Here is a 19,142-nt window from a genome sequence, read left to right on the forward strand (position 1 = left end):
GACCGCCCTGCCGCCTGGAAAAAGCACCATGGAAACCCACCCCACTTTCGACGTGATCGTCGTCGGCGCCGGCATCGTCGGCCTGGCCCATGCCTACACCGCCGCCCGGCGCGGCCTGAAGGTCTGCGTGGTCGAGCGCGACGCGGCCTGCGTCGGCGCCTCGATCCGCAACTTCGGCTTCATCACCGTCACCGGCCAGGGTGCGGGCGACACCTGGCGCCGCGCCCGACGGGCCCGCGAGGTGTGGGGCGAGGTCGCGCCCCAGGCCGGCATCGAGGCCGTGCACCACGGCCTGTACCTGACGGCATTCAGACCCCAGGCCCTGTCCGTGCTCGAACAGTTCATGGGCACCGAGATGGGCGAGGCCTGCGAACTGCTCGGCGTGGCCGAGGCCGCCCGCCGCGCGCCCGCGCTGCAGCTGGAGGGCGCCCAGGGCGTGCTCTACAGCCCGCACGAGATGCGGGTGGAATCGCGCACGGCCATCGGTTTGCTGACCCAATGGCTGGCCGAGGCGCATGGCGTGGTGTTCCGCTTCGGCGAGGCGGTGCTGGAGGTCGCCACGCCGCGGGTGCGCACCGCGCGCGCCGTGCTGCACGCCGAGCGCGTGGTGGTCTGCACCCATTCGGACATCCACGGCCTGTTCGCCGAGCGACTGGCGCCGCACAGCCTGCGGCTGTGCCTGCTGCACATGCTGCGCGTCATGCCCGAGCCCGGCCTGCGGCTGCCCGGCTCGGTCATGGCCGACCTGAGCCTGGTGCGCTACCGGGGCTACAGCGACCTGCCCGCCGCCGCCGCGCTGCGCGAGCAACTCCAGCGCGAAGAGGCCGAATCGCTGGCCAACGGCATCCACCTCATCGTGGTGCAGAGCGCCGACGGCTCCCTGGTGGTGGGCGACTCGCACCACTACAGCGCCGCGCCCCAGCCCTTCGCCGACGAGCGGGTGGACGACCTCATCCTGCGCCACCTGCGCGACACGGTGAAGCTGCAGGCCTGCCGGGTGACCGAGCGCTGGGTGGGCATCTACCCCTCGTCGGCCACGACCGACTGCCTGATCGACCGGCCCGACGACGCCACCCGGCTGGTGATCGTCACCAGCGGCACCGGCGCCAGCACCGCCTTCGGCATCGCCGAGGACACCTTCGGCGCCTGGTGAGCCGTCTTTCACCCAACCCTTTCCCCACCGCGCCACGATCAGGACACGACATGGGCATGCCTCCTTCCACCACCACGCTGAGCGCCGTCGTCTTCGACTGGGCCGGCACCATCCTCGACTTCGGCTCCTGCGCGCCGATGGGCGCCTTCGTGCGGCTGTTCGAACAATTCGGCATCCGGATCGGCATCGAGCAGGCCCGCGGCCCGATGGGCGTCGCCAAGTGGGACCACATCCAGGCCCTGAGCCTGCTGCCCGAGGTCGCCCGGCAATGGGAGCACCTGCACGGCCGGCCCTTCGCCGATGCCGACATCGACCACCTCTACGAAGTCTTCACCCCCATGAATGCGGCAGTGGTGGCCGATTTCGCCGATTTCATTCCCGGCGCGCTGGACACCGTGGCCGCGCTGCGGGCCCGGGGGCTGAAGATCGGCTCCACCACCGGCTACAACCGGCCGATCATGGACATCCTGTCGCCCATCGCCGCGGCCAGCGGCTATGCGCCGGACAACCTCGTCTGCGCGGGCGACCTCGTAGCGGGCCGCCCTTCGCCGCTGATGATGTTCCGCTGCTTCGCCGACCTGGGGGTGTGGTGGCCCGCCACGGTGGTCAAGGTGGACGACACCGAGGTCGGCATCCAGGAGGGGTTGCACGCGGGTACCTGGACGGTGGGCGTCGCCGTCAGCGGCAACGCGATGGGGCTGCCGCTGGCCGAGTGGAACGCACTGCCGCCGGCCGCGCAGCAGGCCCGCCGCGAAGCGGCCGCTGGCAAGCTGCAGGGCGCGGGCGCGCATTACGTGATCGATTCGGTGGCCGACCTCCTGCCGGTGATCGACGACATCGCCGGCCGCCTGGCCAAGGGCATCCGGCCCTGAGGCGCGCTGCCGGACCCCCTTGCGCTACGATTCCGCCCTTGGCTCGTCCCTTCGGCACATGAAACAGTACCTCGACCTCGTTCAGAACATCTTCGACAACGGCAGTTGGCAAGACAACCGCACGGGCGTCCGCACCCTGAGCCTGCCGGGCGCGATGCTCCGGTTCGACCTGCAGGAGGGCTTTCCCGCCGTCACGACCAAGAAGCTCGCCTTCAAGTCGGTGGTGGGCGAGTTGGTGGGCTTTTTGCGCGCACGCCGCAGCGCGGCCGATTTCCGGGCGCTGGGCTGCAAGGTCTGGGACCAGAACGCGAACGAGAACGCGCAGTGGCTGGCCAACCCCTACCGCCTCGCCGAGGACGACCTGGGTTCAGTGTACGGAGTCCAGTGGCGCCAGTGGCCGGCCTACAAGCTGATCGACCCGGCGCTGCCGCAGGGCCCGGCGCAGATCGCGGACGCGCTCGGCCGGGGATACGAGGCCATCGGCACGCTTGGCGGCGAGGACGGCAAACCGGCTGGCGTGCTGCTCTACAAGGCCGTCGACCAGCTCCGGCAGTGCCTGGACACGCTCATCCAAGACCCCGGCAGCCGCCGCATCCTGTTCCACGGATGGAACTGGGCGCAGCTGGACGAAATGGCCCTGCCGCCCTGCCACCTGCTGTATCAGTTCCTGGCCAATCCGGGCAGGAAGGAAATCTCGCTGTGCCTGTACATCCGGAGCAACGATGTCGGGCTCGGCACGCCGTTCAACCTGGCGGAAGGGGCGGCGCTGCTGCACTTGGTGGGCCGGCTCACGGGCTACACGCCGCGCTGGTTCACGTACTTCATCGGGGATGCGCACATCTACGAGAACCACGTGGACATGCTTCGCGAGCAGCTCACGCGCGAACCCCACCCGCTGCCCAAGCTGGTGCTGTCCGACCGCATCCCGGACTACGCCGTCACCGGCACCTACGCGCCCGAATGGCTGGAGGCGGTCGAGCCGTCGGACTTCTCGCTCGAAGGCTACCAGCACCACGCCCACATCACGGCCCCCATGGCCGTGTGATATCGCGGGGTGGCGTGCCGAAACGCCCATGGGCGGCAGGGGCGCGATGGATTCGGGGGCATCAGCGGATAAGCTCGCCGGTTGCTTCCCCGATTCCAAGGAAATCCGCCCCATGCGCCTTTCGTCCTCTTTGCCATTGTTCGCCGCAGCGGTGCTGGCCGCCGGCTGCGGCACCCACGTGCCGCTCACGCCCTCGGCCTCCACGCCCTCTCCCGCCAAGCCGGCCGCGTCCGCTGCGACGGCTGCGGCACCGGCCGCCGCCAACCGCTGGGCCAGCGTGCAGGCGCAGGTGGGCCGCAAGCCTTCGGAGGGCGCGGACTTTCTGCGCACCGGCCCCATGGGGGTGCGGGTCAAGGAACTGCTCGGTCCCGTCAACCACCCGGAGTTCCTGCAGAACATGGCCGTCAGCACGCCGCTGCGGCAGGAAGGCGGCCTGCTCTACATCACCGGCCGCCGGTCGAGCCAGCCGGACGCCCAGGCGGCGGCTGTGGTGGTGGACCCGTCGCGCGACGCGATGCGCGTGTGGCTGCAGACGGGCGACGAGGAATGGGACGTGCAGGATGCCGGCGCGCCGGTGCCCCTGCCCGCCGACGTGCGCAAGGTGCTGGAAGACGCGCGGCGCTGATCCCGTCGGGCCGCCCCGGTGGCCCGGCCGTCAGGCGCCGTGCACCGGCAGCATGCAGTGCGGGTTCATCAGCCCCTGCGGGTCCAGCGCGCCCTTGATGGCGCGCATCATGGACAGCGCCACGGGCGACTGGTACTTCTCCAGCTTGTCCACCTTGAGCGCGCCCACGCCGTGCTCGGCCGAGAACGAGCCGCCGAACTGCGCCACGGCTTCGTAGACCAGATGGTTCACGCGGGCTTCCTCGTCGCGCAGGAAGGCCTTGGCATCGCCCTCGGCCGGCGCCTGCACGTTGTAGTGCAGGTTGCCGTCGCCCAGGTGCCCGAAGTTGACCAGCCGCACGCCGGGAATCTCGCGCTGCAGCAGCGCGTCGGCGTATTCGACGAAGGCGGGGATGCGGGGGATCTGCACCGAGATGTCGTGCTTGATGTTCAGCCCTTCCTCGGCCTGGGCCAGCGGAATGTTTTCGCGGATGTGCCAGAGCTGGTGCGCCTGCGCCAGGTTCTCGGCCACGACCGCATCGGTCACGCAGCCGGCCTCGAAGGCGGTTTCCAGCAGCGATTCGAAGCGCGTGCGGGCGTGCGCCTCCGACTCGCTGTCGCTGTTTTCCAGCAGCACGCCGTAGGGCACGTCTTCCTGGTCGATGAAGGGCACGCGCAGCTGCGGCATGTGCTTGGCCACCAGGCTCAGGGCGAAGCGGCCCATCACCTCGAAGCCGGTCAGGCCCGCGCCCAGGTGCTTGTGCGCCAGGGCCAGCAATTGCACGGCGTGTTCCATCGACGGCACCGCGGCCCAGGCCGTCAGGCTGGCGGCGGGCTGCGGGTAGAGCTTCATCGTCGCGGCGGTGATGATGCCCAGCGTGCCTTCACTGCCGATGAACAGGTCGCGCAGGTCGTAGCCGGTGTTGTCCTTGCGCAGGCCTTTGAGGCCGTCCCACACCTCGCCCTGCGGCGTGACGACTTCCAGTCCCAGGCACAGGTCGCGCGTGTTGCCGTAGCGCACGACCTGCGTGCCGCCGGCGTTGGTGGCCAGGTTGCCGCCGATGGTGCAGCTGCCCTCGGCCGCGAGACTCAAGGGGAACAGCAGCCCCGCCTTCTCGGCCGCGTCCTGCACGTTCTGCAGGATGGCGCCGGCCTCCACGGTGAGCGTCAAATTGTCGGCGTCCACCGCGCGGATGGCGTTCAACCGCGTGAGGCTCAGCAGCACCTGCGTGCCGGTCTCGTCGGGAATGGAGCCCACCGCCAGCCCCGTGTTGCCGCCCTGCGGCACGATCGCAGTGCCGGCGGCGGCGCAGGCGCGCACCACGGCGGCCACCTCCTGCGTGCTGCCGGGCCGCACCACGGCCAGCGCCTTGCCGCGCGCGCGGCGGCGCCAGTCCTGCTCCCAGGCGGTGAGGTCGCCTTCGGTGAGTACATGGGCGGCGCCGACGGTCTGGCGCAGGGTGTCGATCAGGGTGGACATGGTGTTCTCGAATGCTCGCGAAAAACGGGGAATGGAAGGGGCGTGGGGCGAGGCCGTTTTGGGGTGTTCAGGGCGTGGACGGGGCCGGTGTCGCCGCGGCCGCGGCCGCACGTGCGTGCTTCTGGCGCAGGCGCACATGCAGCGCGCAGGCGGCGAACAGCGCCAGGCACAGCGCCACTTCGACCAGCGCGAGCCACCGGCCCGGGGCCGGATCGCTCCAGGCGCGCACCACGCCTTCGGTGAAATAGAGCCACACCACCAGGCTCACCCAGCGGTAGGTGTACATGCGGTGCTTGAGCAGCCCGGCCAGCGGAAACGCCAGCGGCAGCGCCTTGAGCGCCAGCCACGAGCCGCCGGGCCGCAGCGGGCTGAGCCACAGCTCCCAGGCCAGGCTGAGCACGATCAGGCCGAGCAGGCTGCCCACGGCGAGCCACCGGGTGGCCGACACGTCGGGGGCGGCCGGGGCGCCGGTGCCGGATGCGGCGCGGTGCGCGCCGGGAGAGAGGGGGGAAGAGGCCATCGGGGTGGCATCATATCGGCCATGCCTTTAGCCCCACTCGCGCAGCGCTTCGAAGCCGTCCTGGCCGATCTGTCGCACTTTCCCTGGCGCACCACGGCGCATACCCTGCGCGAGCGCTTTCGCGAGGACCGCCTGGGCCTCACCGCCAGCAGCCTGACCTTCACCACGCTGCTGGCGCTGGTGCCTTTCTTCACCGTGGCGCTGGCCGTGTTCACCGCCTTTCCCATCTTCGGCACCCTGCAGACGGGGCTGCAGCGCTGGCTGGTGGACAGCCTGGTGCCGGACAGCATCTCGCGCCAGGTGCTGGGCTACCTCACGCAGTTCGCGGCCAAGGCCAGCGGCCTGGGCGTGGCGGGGTTTTCGATTTTGCTGGGCACGGCGCTGGCGCTGGTCCTGACCATCGACCGCACCCTCAACAACATCTGGCGCGTGCGCCGGCTGCGGCCCCTGGGCCAGCGCGTGCTGATCTACTGGGCCGTCATCACGCTGGGGCCCCTGGTGCTGGCGGCGAGCCTGGCGCTCACCACGTCGGTGGCGTCCTCGGCCTCGCGCGGCCTGCACGACGCGCTGCCCGACAGCGCGCGGCTGCTGTTCGATTCCATCGAATTCCTGCTGCTGGCCGGCGGCACCGCGGCGCTGTACCGCTACGTGCCCAACACGCAGGTCAAATGGCGCCATGCGTGGTCGGGTGGCGTGTTCGTCTCGGTGGGGATCGAGGTGGCCAAGAAGGTGCTCGGCCTGTACCTGGCCTCGGTGCCCACGTATTCGGTGCTGTACGGCGCCTTCGCGACGCTGCCGATCCTGCTGGTCTGGATTTACGTGGCCTGGGTGATCGTGCTGCTGGGCGCGGTGGTGGCGGCCTACCTGCCCAGCCTGCTCAACGGGGTGGCGCGCCGGGCGAGCGGCCAGGGCTGGACCTTCCAGCTGGCGGTGGAGGCGCTGCAGGCCCTGCACCGGGCGCACGAGACACCGGCCCGCGGCCTGCGAATGAGCGCGCTGTGCCAGGCGCTGCGCGTGGATGCGCTGCAGCTGGAACCCGTGCTGGAGGCGCTCACCGCCCTGGACTGGGTGGTGCAGGTCAACGAAACCGCCGCCGGCGTGCCCGAGACGGTGGAGCCGCGCTACCTGCTGGTGGCCGATCCCGCCGCCACGTCGCTGGAGCCGCTGGTGCAGCGGCTGCTGATCGAGCGGGCCGACAGCCTGGAGCGTTTCTGGGGCAACACGGGCGTGTCCGTGCTCAAGATGGCGGATGTGCTGCCCCGCCCGGCGTGAGTCACGGCGGGCATTTGCTATTGTTTTTGTAGCTATATGCCCTAGTGGAATCTGCGCTGGAGCCTATTTTTTGCCCAGCTGCTGCCCGACCGCCGTGCCCGCCAGCACCGCGCCTTCCAGCGTGGCGGGGTAGGGCCCGCGCACATAGTCGCCGCAGGCCCACAGCCCCGGCGCGATCGCGTTGGACGGGCGCTGCAGGGCCGGCGTGCACGCGAAGGTGGCGCGCTTTTCCACCACCGTCTGCACCAGGTCCAGCGCCGGCAGGCCCAGTTGGCGCATGGCCTGGCGCAGCACCTGCTGTTCGCGCTCGGCACGGTCGCCCTCGAAGGCGCTCACCACCAGGGCCAGCAGGCCCGGCGGGCCGCCCAGCACACCGCGGTCGAAGGCGAACTGGGCCGGTTCCTGCGCCGAAGAGCGCAGGGCCAGCATGGGGCTCTCCAGCACGGGCCCCTGGGCGCCCGGCACCCGCGCATAGACGGTGGCGATGGCGGTGAAGCGCATCGCCTGCGCCACGGCCGCCCAGTCGTACAGCGCGGAGCACAGCGCCTTGCGCGGCGCGGCTTGCTCTGAGCCCGCGCACGCGGCCACCAGCCTGGCCGCATCGCTGCTGGGCAGGGCCAGCACGGCGGTGTCGAAGGCCTCGCCATCGACCGTCCAGCCGCTCGATGGCGGTGACTGGGGCGCGATGGCCTGCACCCGGCGCGCCCGGTGCACGGTGTGGCCCTGGGCCTGCAGCCATTGCGCGGCGGGTTCGGGAAACAGCGCGCCCAGGTCGGTGCGCGGCAGCAGCAGGTTGGAGCCGCCGCGCCCGCTGAAGAGCGCATCGCGCAGCACGCGCAGGAACACCGTGGCGCTGGCTTCGGCGGCGGGGGTGTTGAGCGCCGAGACGCACAGCGGCTCCACGAACTCGGCCATCAGCTGCGGCGGCAGGCCCTGGCTGATGGTCAGCACCGTATCGCCGGGCGCGCAGCGGAATCCGCCCAGGCCCCACATCCAGCGGGCGGTGGTGGTCATCAGCGCCAGCCGCTGGCGCAGGCCCCAGCCCCGGGCGGTGGCAATGCCCCACACGGCGTCCCAGGGGGGCGCGATGTCGGGCAGGCGGATGCCCTTGCCATCGGCGAAGCGCAGCGACAGCGGCAGGCGCAGCAGGGCCGCTTCCGGGTCCACGCCCACCTGCGCCATGAGGTGCAGGCACTCGGTGTAGGCGCCGATCAGGATGTGCTGGCCGTTGTCCAGGGGCGGCGGGGCGCCCGGCGCACCGGGCGCATCGGTGGCGGGCAGGGCGCGCGCGCGGCCGCCCAGCACGCGGGTGGCCTCGAACACGGTCACGCTGTGCCCCGCCTGCGCGGCGGCCACCGCCGCCGCCATGCCGGCCCAGCCGCCCCCGATGATGGCAACACGTTGCATGGAAGAAAGCCGGCTCAGAGGCGTCCGAGGGCCTGCACCTTCCAGGCCAGCCACAGCTTGCGCAGCGGCGTCAGGCTCACCCGCTGGTGCAGCACCTGGAAGCCGTCGTGCTCGATCTCGCGCAGCAGGGTGCGGTAGATGCTGGCCATCATCAGCCCGGGCTTCTGGGCGCGCCGGTCGCCCGTGGGCAGCAGGGCGAGCGCTTCGTCGTAGAGCCGGTGCGCGCGCTCGGCCTGAAAGCGCATCAGCGCCGTGAACCGCTCGGAATACTGGCGCTTGAGGATCTCGTGCGCCTTCACGTCGAACTGCTGGAGCTCGGCCACGGGCAGGTAGATGCGGCCCATCATCGCGTCCTCACCCACGTCGCGGATGATGTTGGTGAGCTGAAATGCCAGGCCCAGGGTGTGCGCGTATTCGGTGGTGCGGTCGTCGGTCTGCCCGAAGATGCGCGCGGCCACCTCGCCCACCACGCCCGCCACCAGTTGGCAGTAGCGCGACAGGCCGGGAAAGTCGAGGTAGCGCGTCTGCTCCAGGTCCATCTGGCAGCCGTCGATCACGGCCTGCAGGTGGCGCTCCTCGATGCCGTAGGCCGCCACGTGCGGCATCAGCGCCTGCATCACCGGGTGCGTGGCACGACCGGCAAAGGACTGGGCCACCTCGGCCTGCCACCAGGCCAGCTTGGTGCGGGCCACGCCGGCATCCGAGACTTCGTCCACCACATCGTCGACCTCGCGGCAAAAGCCATAGAAGGCCGTGATGGCGGCGCGCCGTGGCGCGGGCAGGAACAGAAAGGCGTAATAGAAGCTGCTGCCCGAGGCGGCGGCTTTTTGCTGGACGTACTGTTCCGGTGTCATGGGGCGCGATTCTCCCATGGGCGCCCGGGCTCGGCGGCGAACCGGGCTGGCTCGGGGCAGGGGCCGGCCTGCGGCCAGGCCAGGGGAGGGTGCCTTCGCATTCCTGCTCGCGCTTTCGGGTGGCCGTGCCGTGCTCGAACAGAGCCTGCCTACAGTGCATTTCAAGCGGCGATTTCCCGATGCGAGGCACGGCGAGCGACCGCCTCGAAAGGTTTTTCCATGTCCCTCAGTTCCAAGTTCGCTTCCAAGGTCTTATCGGCGGGCAACCGCTTCGTCAAGGAGGTGGCGTCGAAAACGACGGGTCAGGCCAAGACCCCATCGGGTGCCGCGCAGTCCCGGCCGCAGCAGGACACCGTGTTCTCCAAATTGAGTTCGCGTAACAATGGCGCGGCCGCCCGTCCGCAAGGCTCGCAGTCGCAACAGCCCCGGGCCAACCTGCAGTCGTTCCGGCCGGGCAACCAGCAGGCTGGCCTCGCTGGCCAACAGCAGCAGCGTGTGCAGACCCCAAGTTACCAGCACGCCACGGCTGCCGCGACTTCTCCGCGGAAACAGCAGCCCGGGCCCGCGAGCTTGAAGATGTTCGGCGATGGGCGCAGCAATGCACCTGCTTCCCAGCCGGGAGTGCACCGCACGTCGATGCGCCCCACCGGTTCGTCCAGCTCCCTCAGCTCGCTGAGCTCCTGGGGTTCCTCCAATTCTTCGAGCTCCCTCAGCTCCTGGAGCTCCACCAGTTCCTCGGGCTCTTCGAGCCCGTCGAGCCCCTCACGCCCCACGAGCCCGTCGCGCCCCTCGACCCCGACGAGTCCTTCGCGTCCCACGACCCCTGCAAGCCCCACGCGTCCGACGAGCACGGCGCAAGCTGCAAGGCCTCAGCAGGCAGCCACCTCTGCGAGTTTCGGGCGGACCAGGCCCCAGTCCTCGGAAGCCGATACGGCCCAGCCCAAATTGCAGTTCATCCGCGGAACCCGGCAGGTCAAGGCGCAATACCTGGAGGCCAAGGCCCGCATGGAGGCCGTGATCAGGGAGCACCATCAGGTGGACACGGCGTTGGACAACGCGACCGATGCCATGCCCGACAAGGAGTACGACGCACTGAACGCACGGTATGAGACCCTGTCCGCTCAGAAAAAGGCAGCGGTCCGTGAACACAACGCCCTTCGCAACGAAATGGCGAGGATGAACATTCCTGTGGTGCACCATGTGAGCCAGGCACTGACGGCCAACCTTCCGATGCTGGAGAAACTGGCGGACCTGTCCGGCAAGTTCACCAAGGTCGATCAGACGGGCATGGCCTTCGATCTGGAGGGCACGATGCGCCGAAGCGGCGCGAAGATGGTGAGTACCTTCAAGACCGCCCAGGAGTTCGACGAACTGTCGGGCCAGCGCGATGCGATCATCAAGAGCCAGGCCCAGCTCAAGCAATTGCTCGCCAGCGACGAGATGGACGGCCTGCGCTATGCCGATCCCAAGCTGCATGCCTCACTCAGCCAGATGGCGAAGATGGACCTCGGCCAGTCTTTCCGCAAGCTGGACGCCCTGCAAAGCGTGGCCAAGGACATCGAAGAAGCGTTCGACAGCCAGGGGCTGTCGTCAATGCTGTACTCGACTCCCAGCACGCCAGAAGAAATTCGGGAGCGCAAGGAAAAAGAGTTGCGAGAACACCAGGAGGCGATCGACCAAGGCTACATGTAAGCCGGTGGACCGGGGGCCATCGGCTCCGGGCCCCCACTGCCTGCCGCCATGGTGGCAGGCGGGCCTCAGAAGGCGATCTGCTCCACACCCATGTCGCTCGGCCGGCGCAGCGCCTCTTTCATGAACATGCTCATTGGGAGCATGCCTTGCTGCTCCACGCTGAACCACTTCTTGTACAGCGCGGCCATCTCGCCGCCCTGGATCATGCGGCGCGTCACGCGGTCCACCAGTTCCTTGAACTTGGGATCGTCCTTGCGCAGGCCGATGCTGTAGGGCTCCAGCGACAGGCGCTTTTCCAGGAACTGGTAGTCGTCCACGTTCTTGCCCAGGCGGGTGAGCGGAATCCAGATGCCCGCATCGTCGGCGAAGGCGGCATCGGCCTCGCCCTTGACCAGCGCGCCCACCACGTCGATCGTGCTGTCGGCCAGCACGTAGTTGAAGTGGCGGTTGTAGGTGCGCTCGTTGGCGCGCAGCAGCCCTTCGTTGGTGGTCTTGCCCTGCACGGCGATCTTCTTGCCCTGCAGGTCGTCCAGTGTCTTGATGCCCGAGTTCTTGCGCACGAGGAACGAAGAGGTCGCCACGAAGATGTGGTGGCTGAACGCGATCTCCTTTTGCCGCGCGGCCGTGTTGGCGGTGCCGCCGCACTCCAGGTCCACCACGCCGTCCTTCACGTCGCTGATGCGGTTCTTGCCGTCCACCAGCAGGTAGTGCACGCGCAGGTCGGGGCGTTTGAGCTCCTTCTTGATCTCGTCGAAGACCTGCAGGCACACGTCTACTGTGTAGCCCTTCACCGCGCCGTTGGCGTCCTTGAACGAAAACGGCAGGGACTTTTCGCGGTGGCCCAGCTTCAGCTCGCCCGAGCTGGCGATGCGCGCCAGGGTGTCTTCCGCCCACGCGGGGGCAGCGCTGCCGAACGCGGCCAGGGCCGCCATGAGCGCCCAGGGGCGCAGTCGAGAAAGGAAATGCATGGGTGGAGGCGAAAAGGCGGATGAAGGGGCGGCGGATGCGCCGGTGCCCGCACGGGCGAAAACCGCAAAGTGTATGTGCGTGTAACGAAAAAGGCAGGGCCTGCCCGCGCGCCCGCGTGCAGGTGCGTCTTATCTTCACCACACCGGCGATGGCGCAGCCCCGGGTTGGGCGCCCTCACTCAGCACTCGACCACGTTCACCGCCAGCCCGCCGCGCGAGGTTTCCTTGTATTTGCTCTTCATGTCGGCACCGGTCTGCATCATGGTCTTGATGACCTGATCGAGCGAGACCATGTGCGTGCCGTTGCCGCGCAGGGCCATGCGCGCGGCGTTGATGGCCTTGATCGCGCCCATCGCGTTGCGCTCGATGCAGGGGATCTGCACCAGCCCGCCCACCGGGTCGCACGTCATGCCCAGGTTGTGCTCCATGCCGATCTCGGCCGCGTTCTCCACCTGCGCGGGCGTGCCGCCCATCACCGCCGCCAGCGCGCCGGCCGCCATCGAGCAGGCCACGCCCACCTCGCCCTGGCAGCCCACCTCGGCACCCGAGAGCGAGGCGTTTTCCTTGTAGATGATGCCGATGGCACCGGCCGTGAGCAGGAAGTCGGCGATGCCGTCCTCGTCGGCGCCGGGCACGAACTTCACGTAGTAGTGCAGCACCGCCGGGATCACGCCGGCCGCGCCGTTGGTGGGCGCGGTCACGACGCGCCCGCCCGCCGCGTTCTCCTCGTTGACGGCCATGGCGTAGAGGTTGATCCAGTCCAGCATCGACAGCGGATCGCGCAGCGCCTCATCGGCGCGGCCGGACAGCGTCTGGTGCAGCTGGCCCGCGCGGCGCTGCAGCCGCATGGGGCCAGGCAGGCTGCCGTGGCTGGCGCAGCCGCGCTGCACGGCGCCGGCCATCGTCTGCCAGATCTGCAGCAGTCGCTGGCGCACGTGCGCGCGGCTGTGCCAGTGCCCTTCGTTGGCCAGCGTGACGGCGGCGATGCTCTGCCCGGTGGCGGCGCATTGGGCCAGCAGTTCGGCGGCGGTGCGGTAGGGGTGCGGCAGTCCCATGCCGGAACCTGCTGCGCCCTGGTCCAGGGCCTCGACGCTGTTGAGCACCCGCTGGCCGCCTTCGTCCACCACGAAGCCGCCGCCCACCGAGTAGTAGGTGCGCGTGAGCAGCAGTTCGCCCTGCGCCCCATGGGCATGCAGGCTCAGGCCGTTGGGGTGAAACGGCAGGCTCTTGCGCCGGAACAGCAGGTGCTCCTTTTCGATGAAGGCGATGTGGTGCGTGCCCAGCAGGTCGATGTGGCCGCCCGTGCGGATCGCCTCGACTGTCGGGCCGATCCGGTCCGGGTCGATGCGGTCGGGCTCGTGCCCGGCCAGGCCCAGCAGCACGGCGCGGTCGGTGCCGTGGCCGATGCCGGTGGCGGCCAGCGAGCCGAACAGCTCCACCACCACGCGGTGCACGGGCGCCAGGCCCATGCAATCGCGCAGGGCGACGGCGAACTGCCGCGCCGCGATCATGGGGCCGACGGTGTGGGAGCTGGACGGGCCGATGCCGATCTTGAACAGGTCGAAAACGCTGACGGACATGGCGGGCAATGAGGGCTGTGGGGCGCGCAGGCTAACCGGCTGGCGGGGGCCGGGCATGCTCGCTATCCCGGGGCGGCCTTGCGCGAGGCCTGTGCCTTACCGGCTCAATCAAAATCGATTGCTACAAAAAATATAGCGTCATGCCCTAGTACTCATTGTGCTGAAGGCCGATTCGATGCCTGGATTATCGGCCTACAGAGCCGCGACTGAAGCCGCGCTTGCCGGGCATGAATTCGCCTTACATCGCCACGGCCCGGCCCAGCATGCGGGCCCAGTCCAGCGGGCGCAAACGCGGGCGGGTGTGCAGGCTGTCGCCGTCGAGCGCCTCCACCTTGTCCAGGATGCGCAGTCCGCCCTGCACGACCAGGCGCAGCTCCCAGCCGGCGCGCCCGGGCAGGCGGTGCACCAGGGGCGCGCCTTGGTCCATCAGCCCGCGCGCCCAGGCCGCGCAGTCGTTGACCAGCGCGCGCGTGGCGGGCGTGGTGCGCAGCGTGGACAGGGCTGCGCGGTCCACGCCGTGCGCCGCGCAGTCGGCGTCGGTGAGGTAGTGGCGCCCGCGCGGAATGTCCACGCTCAGGTCCTGCCAGAAGTTGATGAGCTGCAGCGCCGAGCAGATGGCGTCGCTGCGCGCGAGCGATTCGGCATCGTGCACACCGTAGAGGTGCAGCAGCAGCCGGCCGACGGGATTGGCCGAGCGCCGGCAGTAATCCAGCAGTTCGGCCCGGTCGGCGTACACGGCGCCGTCCCGCGTGCGGGCGATGTCCTGCGTGAACGCGCTCAGCAGGTCGGCCAGCAGCGGCACGGGCAGGGCATGGCTGCGCAGCACGGCCTGCAGCGGGCCGAAGATGGCGGCCCAGCGCGCGCCGGGTGGGTGGCCGGCGGCGATGGACTGCAGTTCGGCCCCATAGGCCGCCAGGTCCGCCAAGCGCTCGTCCGGGCCGGCGTCCCCTTCGTCAGCCAGGTCGTCCGCGGCGCGGGCGAAGGCGTAGATGGCCGCGATGGGCTGGCGCAGGTGCGGTGGGCACAGCAGCGAGGCCACGGGAAAGTTTTCGTAGTGCGTCACGGCCGGCGCCTGGGGGGTGCCGGGCGGTGCGGAGCGGGGGCGGGGATCGGAGGAGGGAAGCGTCACGGCGCGATTGTCGCTTGACAAGGTGACGGGGCTTCTCATAGATTACTAACCAGTCAGTCATTAAAACGAACCGCTTTCCCGGAACCAGCATGAACACCTCTGTCGCGCCGCGGCTTTCCCGGCCGTTCCCCTCGCAGCCCCGTCACGGGGCATTTTCTTGGGTGCAGCGCGCGATGGGGGGGCTGGCCGTCGGCGCGGCCGTCCTCGCGGGCGTGGGCTGCTCCAAGCCCGAGCCCGCCCCCGAGCCGGTGCGCTCGGTCAAGCTGCTCACCGTGGGCGCCGCCCCGCTGAACACCCAGCTCGAATATGCCGGCGAGGTGCGCGCGCGCATCGAATCGCGCCTGGGCTTTCGGGTGGCGGGCAAGATCGTGCAGCGCCAGGCCGAACTGGGCCAGCGCGTGCAGGCGGGCCAGGTGCTGGCCCAGCTTGACCCGCGCGACTACCAGCTGGCCGCCGACGCGTCGCGCGCGCAGGTGGCCTCCGCCGCCACGCAACGGGACTTGGCCGCCGCCGATTACCAGCGCTACGCCGCGCTCAAGGCGCAGAACTTCATCAGCGGCGCCGAGCTGGAGCGCCGCGCCTCCACCCTCAAGGCCGCCGAGGCATCGCTCGACCAGGCGCGTGCGCAACTGGCCTCGCAGGGCAACCAGACCGGCTACACGCGGCTGGTGGCCGACGTGTCGGGCGTGGTCACCAGCATCGATGCCGAGCCGGGCCAGGTGGTGTCCGCCGGCACGCCGGTGGTGCGCATCGCCCAGGACGGCCCCCGCGACGTGGTCTTCGTCGTGCCGGAAGACAAGGTCGCCCGCGTGAAGGCCGGCCAGCCGGTGGCCGTGCGGTCGTGGTCGGGCGGCGCGCCTTTGACCGGCCGGGTGCGCGAGGTGGCGGCCAGCGCCGATGCCGTCACCCGCACCTTCCAGATCAAGGTGGCCATCGAGGGCGCCGAGGCACCGCCGCTCGGCGCCACCGTGTACGTCACGCCCGAGGCCCTGGGCCAGGCCGGCCAGCAGGCCATCAAGCTGCCCACCAGCGCGCTGCGCCAGGACGGCCAGCAGACGGCCGTGTGGGTCTTCGACGCCGCCAGCGGAACCGTGCGGTCGCAAACCGTGCAGATCGCCACGGCGGACGGCAACGAGGCCGTGGTGGCTTCGGGGCTGGCCCCGGGCATGCAGGTGGCGGCCACGGGCGTGCACGTGCTGTCGCCCGGCCAGAAGGTCGTGCCGTACCAGCCCAAAACGCCTGCAGCGCAATCCAGTCCAGCGCAGACGGCTGTCAATGGCGTGGCAAGTCCCGCCAGTGCCGCGGCCTCCGGCCCGGCACCCGCCGCGACCGCATCGTCCGCCCGCTGAAGGCCGCTCCATGACGCAGATCCAGCCGAAAGAGGGCTTCAACCTCTCCAAATGGGCGCTCGACCATCCGGCGCTCACCCGCTACCTGATGATCGTGCTGATGCTGATGGGCTTTGGCGCCTACTTCCAGCTCGGGCAGGACGAGGACCCGCCGTTCACCTTCCGCGCGATGGTGGTGCGCACCTACTGGCCCGGCGCCACGGCGCAGCAGGTGGCCGAGCAGGTCACCGACAAGCTCGAACGCACGCTGCAGGAGGTGCCGTACGCCGACAAGATCCGCAGCTACTCCAAGCCCGGCGAGTCGCAGATCATCTTCAACATCAAGGACTCGTCCAAGTCCGGCGACGTGCCCAACGTCTGGTACACGGTCCGCAAGAAGATCGGCGACATGCGCGCCACCCTGCCGCAGGGCGTGCAGGGGCCGTTCTTCAACGATGACTTCGGCGACGTCTACGGCGTGATCTACGCGCTGGAGTCCGAGGGCTTCAGCTACGCCGAGATGAAGACCTTCGCCGACGACGTGCGCCAGCAACTGCTGCGCGTGCCCGACGTGGCCAAGGTCGAGCAGTTCGGCGTGCAGGACGAAAAGCTCTACATCGAAATCTCGCAAAAGCGCCTCGCGCAGCTGGGCCTGGACATGAACCAGGTGCTGTCGCAGCTGGGCCAGCAGAACGCGGTGGAAAGCGGCGGCATCATCCAGACGCCGCAGGACCAGGTCCAGGTGCGCGTGGCCGGGCAGTTCGGTGCGGTCGAAGACCTGCGCGCCATGCCGATCCGCGGCGCCTCGGGCGCGCAGCTGCGCCTGGGCGACATCGCCGATATCCACCGCGGCTATGTGGAGCCGCCGGCCGTGAAGGTGCGCCACCAGGGCCAGGAAGTGATCGCGCTCGGCGTGTCGATGGCCAAGGGCGGCGACATCATCCGCCTGGGCGAAGCGCTGAAGACCGCCACGCAGAACATCGAAAAGACCCTGCCGGCCGGCGTGCGGTTCGTGAACGTGCAGGACCAGCCCAAGTCGGTGTCCTCGTCGGTCAACGAGTTCGTGAAGGTGCTGATCGAAGCCGTGGTGATCGTGCTGGCCGTGAGCTTCCTGGCGCTGGGGCTGCACAAGCGCCCGGGCCGCCATCCGCTGTGGAAGCGCTGGACGCTGGACGTCCGCCCGGGCCTGGTGGTGGGCATCACCATTCCGCTGGTGCTGGCCGTCACGTTCCTGGCCATGTGGTACTGGAACATCGGGCTGCACAAGATCTCGCTGGGCTCGCTCATCATCGCGCTGGGCCTGCTGGTGGACGACGCCATCATTGCCGTCGAAATGATGGTGCGCAAGATGGAGGAGGGCTACGACAAGGTGCGCGCCGCCACCTTCGCCTACGAGATCACCGCCATGCCGATGCTGACCGGCACGCTGATCACGGCGGCGGGCTTCCTGCCGATCGGCATCGCCAAGTCGGTGACGGGGGAATACACCTTCGCGATCTTCGCCGTCACGGTGATCGCGCTGGTTCTGTCGTGGCTGGTCTCGGTGTACTTCGTGCCGTACCTGGGCACGCTGCTGCTCAAGAAGCCGCCGCACGTGCACACCGGCCCGGACGGCCAGCCGCACGAGGCGTTCGACAGCGGGTTCTACAACATCTTTCGCCGCTGCGTGGACTGGTGCGTACGCTACCGCTGGATCACCATCGGGCTCACGGTGGCCACCTTCGCGCTCGGCATCGTCGGCATGGGCCGCGTGCAGCAGCAGTTCTTCCCGGATTCGAGCCGCCCCGAAATCCTGATGGACATCTGGTTCCCGGAAGGCACCTCGTTCGAAGCCAACGAAGAGGTCACGCGCCGCGTCGAGCAGCGCCTGCGGGCCGAGGCGGGCGTGTCCACCGTCAGCGTGTGGGTGGGCTCAGGCGTGCCGCGCTTTTATCTGCCACTGGACCAGGTCTTCCCGCAGACCAACGTGTCGCAGTTCATCGTGATTCCGCAGGACCTGCGCGTGCGCGAGTCGCTGCGCGTCGGGTTGCCCGAGCTCATGGCGCGCGAGTTTCCCGAGGTGCGGGCGCGTGTGAAGCTGCTGCCCAACGGGCCACCCGTGCCTTACCCGGTGCAGTTCCGCGTGGTGGGCACCGATCCCGCCGTGCTGCGCGCCCGGGCCGACGAGGTCAAGGCCATCCTGCGCGACCACCCGCAGATGCGCGGCGTGAACGACAACTGGAACGAATCCGTCAAGGTCATGCGCCTGGAAGTCGACCAGGACAAGGCCCGCGCCCTGGGCGTGACCAGCCAGTCCATCGCCCAGGCCGCACGCACCGTCTTCACCGGCACGACCGTGGGCCAATACCGCGAGGGCGACAAGCTCATCGACATCGTGTTCCGCCAGCCGCCGGACGAACGCAAGGCCATCACCGACGTGGCCAATGCCTACCTGCCCACGGCCTCGGGCAAGTCGATTCCGCTCACGCAGATCGCGCGGCCGGTTTTCACCTGGGAGCCGGGCGTGATGTGGCGCGAGAACCGCGACTACGCCATCACCGTGCAGGGCGACGTCATCGAAGGCCTGCAGGGCGCGACCGTCACCGAAGCGCTGGTGCCCGGCCTGCGGCAGCTGGAGGCGAAGTGGCATGCGGCCGGCCAGGGCGGCTACCGCATCGAGGTGGCGGGTGCCGTGGAGGAAAGCTCCAAGGGCTCGGCCTCCATCGCCGCGGGCGTGCCGATCATGCTGTTCATCACGTTCACCCTGCTCATGCTCCAGCTGCACAGCTTCAGCCGCGCGGTGCTGGTGTTCCTCACCGGACCGCTGGGCATCGCCGGGGTGGCGGGGGCGCTGCTGCTGCTGGGCCGGCCGTTCGGGTTCGTGGCGCTGCTGGGGGTGATCGCACTCATGGGCATGATCCAGCGCAACTCCGTCATCCTGATCGACCAGATCGAGCAGGACCGCGCGCGGGGCGTGCCCGCGTGGGACGCCATCGTGGAGTCGGCCGTGCGCCGGCTGCGCCCCATCGTGCTCACGGCCGCCGCGGCGGTGCTGGCCATGATCCCGCTGTCGCGCAGCGTGTTCTGGGGCCCGATGGCCGTGGCCATCATGGGCGGCCTGATCGTGGCGACGGTGCTCACGCTGCTGGCGCTGCCGGCGATGTACGCGGCCTGGTTCCGCGTGAAAGAGCCTGATCCGCATGCGCCGAAACCGGCGTGACCGGAGGCGGTCCGCCGACAAGGTAAAATCGAAGGTTGAC

At 69.5% G+C, this 19,142-nt stretch carries 16 protein-coding genes; 8 read left to right on the forward strand and 8 right to left on the reverse strand.

Going from position 1 to position 19,142, the window contains the following annotated elements:
* Positions 1 to 28 precede the first annotated feature (28 nt).
* The 4 genes from R1Z03_RS14390 (at position 29) to R1Z03_RS14405 (ending at position 3,695) form a co-directional block, all read left to right on the forward strand.
* Positions 29 to 1,153 carry a TIGR03364 family FAD-dependent oxidoreductase gene (locus R1Z03_RS14390; protein WP_317352033.1) on the forward strand — a complete coding sequence of 375 codons (1,125 nt, stop codon included), beginning with the start codon at positions 29 to 31 and terminating at the stop codon, positions 1,151 to 1,153.
* A gap of 50 nt (positions 1,154 to 1,203) precedes the next feature.
* Entirely contained in the window at positions 1,204 to 2,025 is an 822-nt protein-coding gene (phnX, locus tag R1Z03_RS14395; RefSeq protein ID WP_317352036.1) for a phosphonoacetaldehyde hydrolase, read from the forward strand.
* A 58-nt stretch (positions 2,026 to 2,083) separates the two neighbouring features.
* Positions 2,084 to 3,070 carry a thymidylate synthase gene (locus R1Z03_RS14400; RefSeq protein ID WP_317352040.1) on the forward strand — a complete coding sequence of 329 codons (987 nt, stop codon included), beginning with the start codon at positions 2,084 to 2,086 and terminating at the stop codon, positions 3,068 to 3,070.
* 112 nt (positions 3,071 to 3,182) lie between these two features.
* A complete protein-coding gene (locus tag R1Z03_RS14405) occupies positions 3,183 to 3,695 on the forward strand; it encodes a hypothetical protein (protein WP_317352044.1) in 513 nt (170 codons plus the stop codon).
* A 30-nt stretch (positions 3,696 to 3,725) separates the two neighbouring features.
* On the opposite strand, the gene R1Z03_RS14410 is transcribed toward R1Z03_RS14405, so the two are convergent.
* Positions 3,726 to 5,153 carry an FAD-binding oxidoreductase gene (locus R1Z03_RS14410; RefSeq protein ID WP_284407721.1) on the reverse strand — a complete coding sequence of 476 codons (1,428 nt, stop codon included), beginning with the start codon at positions 5,151 to 5,153 and terminating at the stop codon, positions 3,726 to 3,728.
* A 67-nt stretch (positions 5,154 to 5,220) separates the two neighbouring features.
* Positions 5,221 to 5,673 (reverse strand): DUF2069 domain-containing protein, encoded by a 453-nt coding sequence (locus R1Z03_RS14415; RefSeq protein WP_317352050.1) that lies wholly within the window; start codon positions 5,671 to 5,673, stop codon positions 5,221 to 5,223.
* A 21-nt stretch (positions 5,674 to 5,694) separates the two neighbouring features.
* Here R1Z03_RS14415 and R1Z03_RS14420 point away from each other — a divergent pair, with 21 nt between their 5' ends.
* Positions 5,695 to 6,945, forward strand: coding sequence for a YihY family inner membrane protein (locus tag R1Z03_RS14420; RefSeq protein WP_284428914.1), 1,251 nt, complete (start codon positions 5,695 to 5,697; stop codon positions 6,943 to 6,945).
* 63 nt (positions 6,946 to 7,008) lie between these two features.
* Here the strand turns inward: R1Z03_RS14420 and hpnE are convergent, their stop codons facing one another.
* The 3 genes from hpnE to R1Z03_RS14435 all read right to left on the reverse strand — a co-directional run bounded on the left by hpnE (position 7,009) and on the right by R1Z03_RS14435 (position 10,057).
* Positions 7,009 to 8,352 carry a hydroxysqualene dehydroxylase HpnE gene (gene hpnE / locus R1Z03_RS14425; protein WP_317352055.1) on the reverse strand — a complete coding sequence of 448 codons (1,344 nt, stop codon included), beginning with the start codon at positions 8,350 to 8,352 and terminating at the stop codon, positions 7,009 to 7,011.
* Positions 8,353 to 8,366: 14 nt separating this feature from the next.
* A complete protein-coding gene (gene hpnD, locus R1Z03_RS14430; protein WP_284407717.1) occupies positions 8,367 to 9,206 on the reverse strand; it encodes a presqualene diphosphate synthase HpnD in 840 nt (279 codons plus the stop codon).
* 509 nt (positions 9,207 to 9,715) lie between these two features.
* Positions 9,716 to 10,057, reverse strand: a complete 342-nt coding sequence (locus R1Z03_RS14435; protein WP_317352059.1) for a hypothetical protein — start codon at positions 10,055 to 10,057, stop codon at positions 9,716 to 9,718.
* A 94-nt stretch (positions 10,058 to 10,151) separates the two neighbouring features.
* On the opposite strand from R1Z03_RS14435, the gene R1Z03_RS14440 reads away from it, so the two are divergent.
* On the forward strand, positions 10,152 to 10,898 hold the full coding sequence (locus R1Z03_RS14440) for a hypothetical protein (protein WP_317352063.1): 747 nt from the start codon (positions 10,152 to 10,154) through the stop codon (positions 10,896 to 10,898).
* Between the two features lie 65 nt (positions 10,899 to 10,963).
* Here the strand turns inward: R1Z03_RS14440 and R1Z03_RS14445 are convergent, their stop codons facing one another.
* The 3 genes from R1Z03_RS14445 to hpnC form a co-directional block, all read right to left on the reverse strand.
* The gene (locus R1Z03_RS14445) at positions 10,964 to 11,866 is read right to left on the reverse strand and encodes an amino acid ABC transporter substrate-binding protein (protein WP_317352066.1); all 903 of its coding nucleotides are present in this window, start codon (positions 11,864 to 11,866) and stop codon (positions 10,964 to 10,966) included.
* 179 nt (positions 11,867 to 12,045) lie between these two features.
* Positions 12,046 to 13,446 (reverse strand): L-serine ammonia-lyase, encoded by a 1,401-nt coding sequence (locus R1Z03_RS14450; protein ID WP_317352070.1) that lies wholly within the window; start codon positions 13,444 to 13,446, stop codon positions 12,046 to 12,048.
* 238 nt (positions 13,447 to 13,684) lie between these two features.
* On the reverse strand, positions 13,685 to 14,614 hold the full coding sequence (gene hpnC, locus R1Z03_RS14455; RefSeq protein ID WP_372588151.1) for a squalene synthase HpnC: 930 nt from the start codon (positions 14,612 to 14,614) through the stop codon (positions 13,685 to 13,687).
* Positions 14,615 to 14,664: 50 nt separating this feature from the next.
* Here hpnC and R1Z03_RS14460 point away from each other — a divergent pair, with 50 nt between their 5' ends.
* Both R1Z03_RS14460 and R1Z03_RS14465 read left to right on the forward strand, forming a co-directional pair.
* Positions 14,665 to 15,924 carry an efflux RND transporter periplasmic adaptor subunit gene (locus R1Z03_RS14460; RefSeq protein WP_372588152.1) on the forward strand — a complete coding sequence of 420 codons (1,260 nt, stop codon included), beginning with the start codon at positions 14,665 to 14,667 and terminating at the stop codon, positions 15,922 to 15,924.
* Positions 15,925 to 15,934: 10 nt separating this feature from the next.
* On the forward strand, positions 15,935 to 19,102 hold the full coding sequence (locus R1Z03_RS14465; protein ID WP_317352075.1) for an efflux RND transporter permease subunit: 3,168 nt from the start codon (positions 15,935 to 15,937) through the stop codon (positions 19,100 to 19,102).
* Positions 19,103 to 19,142 lie beyond the last annotated feature (40 nt).

Source organism: Acidovorax sp. BLS4 (assembly GCF_032929295.1).
Classification (GTDB): domain Bacteria; phylum Pseudomonadota; class Gammaproteobacteria; order Burkholderiales; family Burkholderiaceae_C; genus Paracidovorax.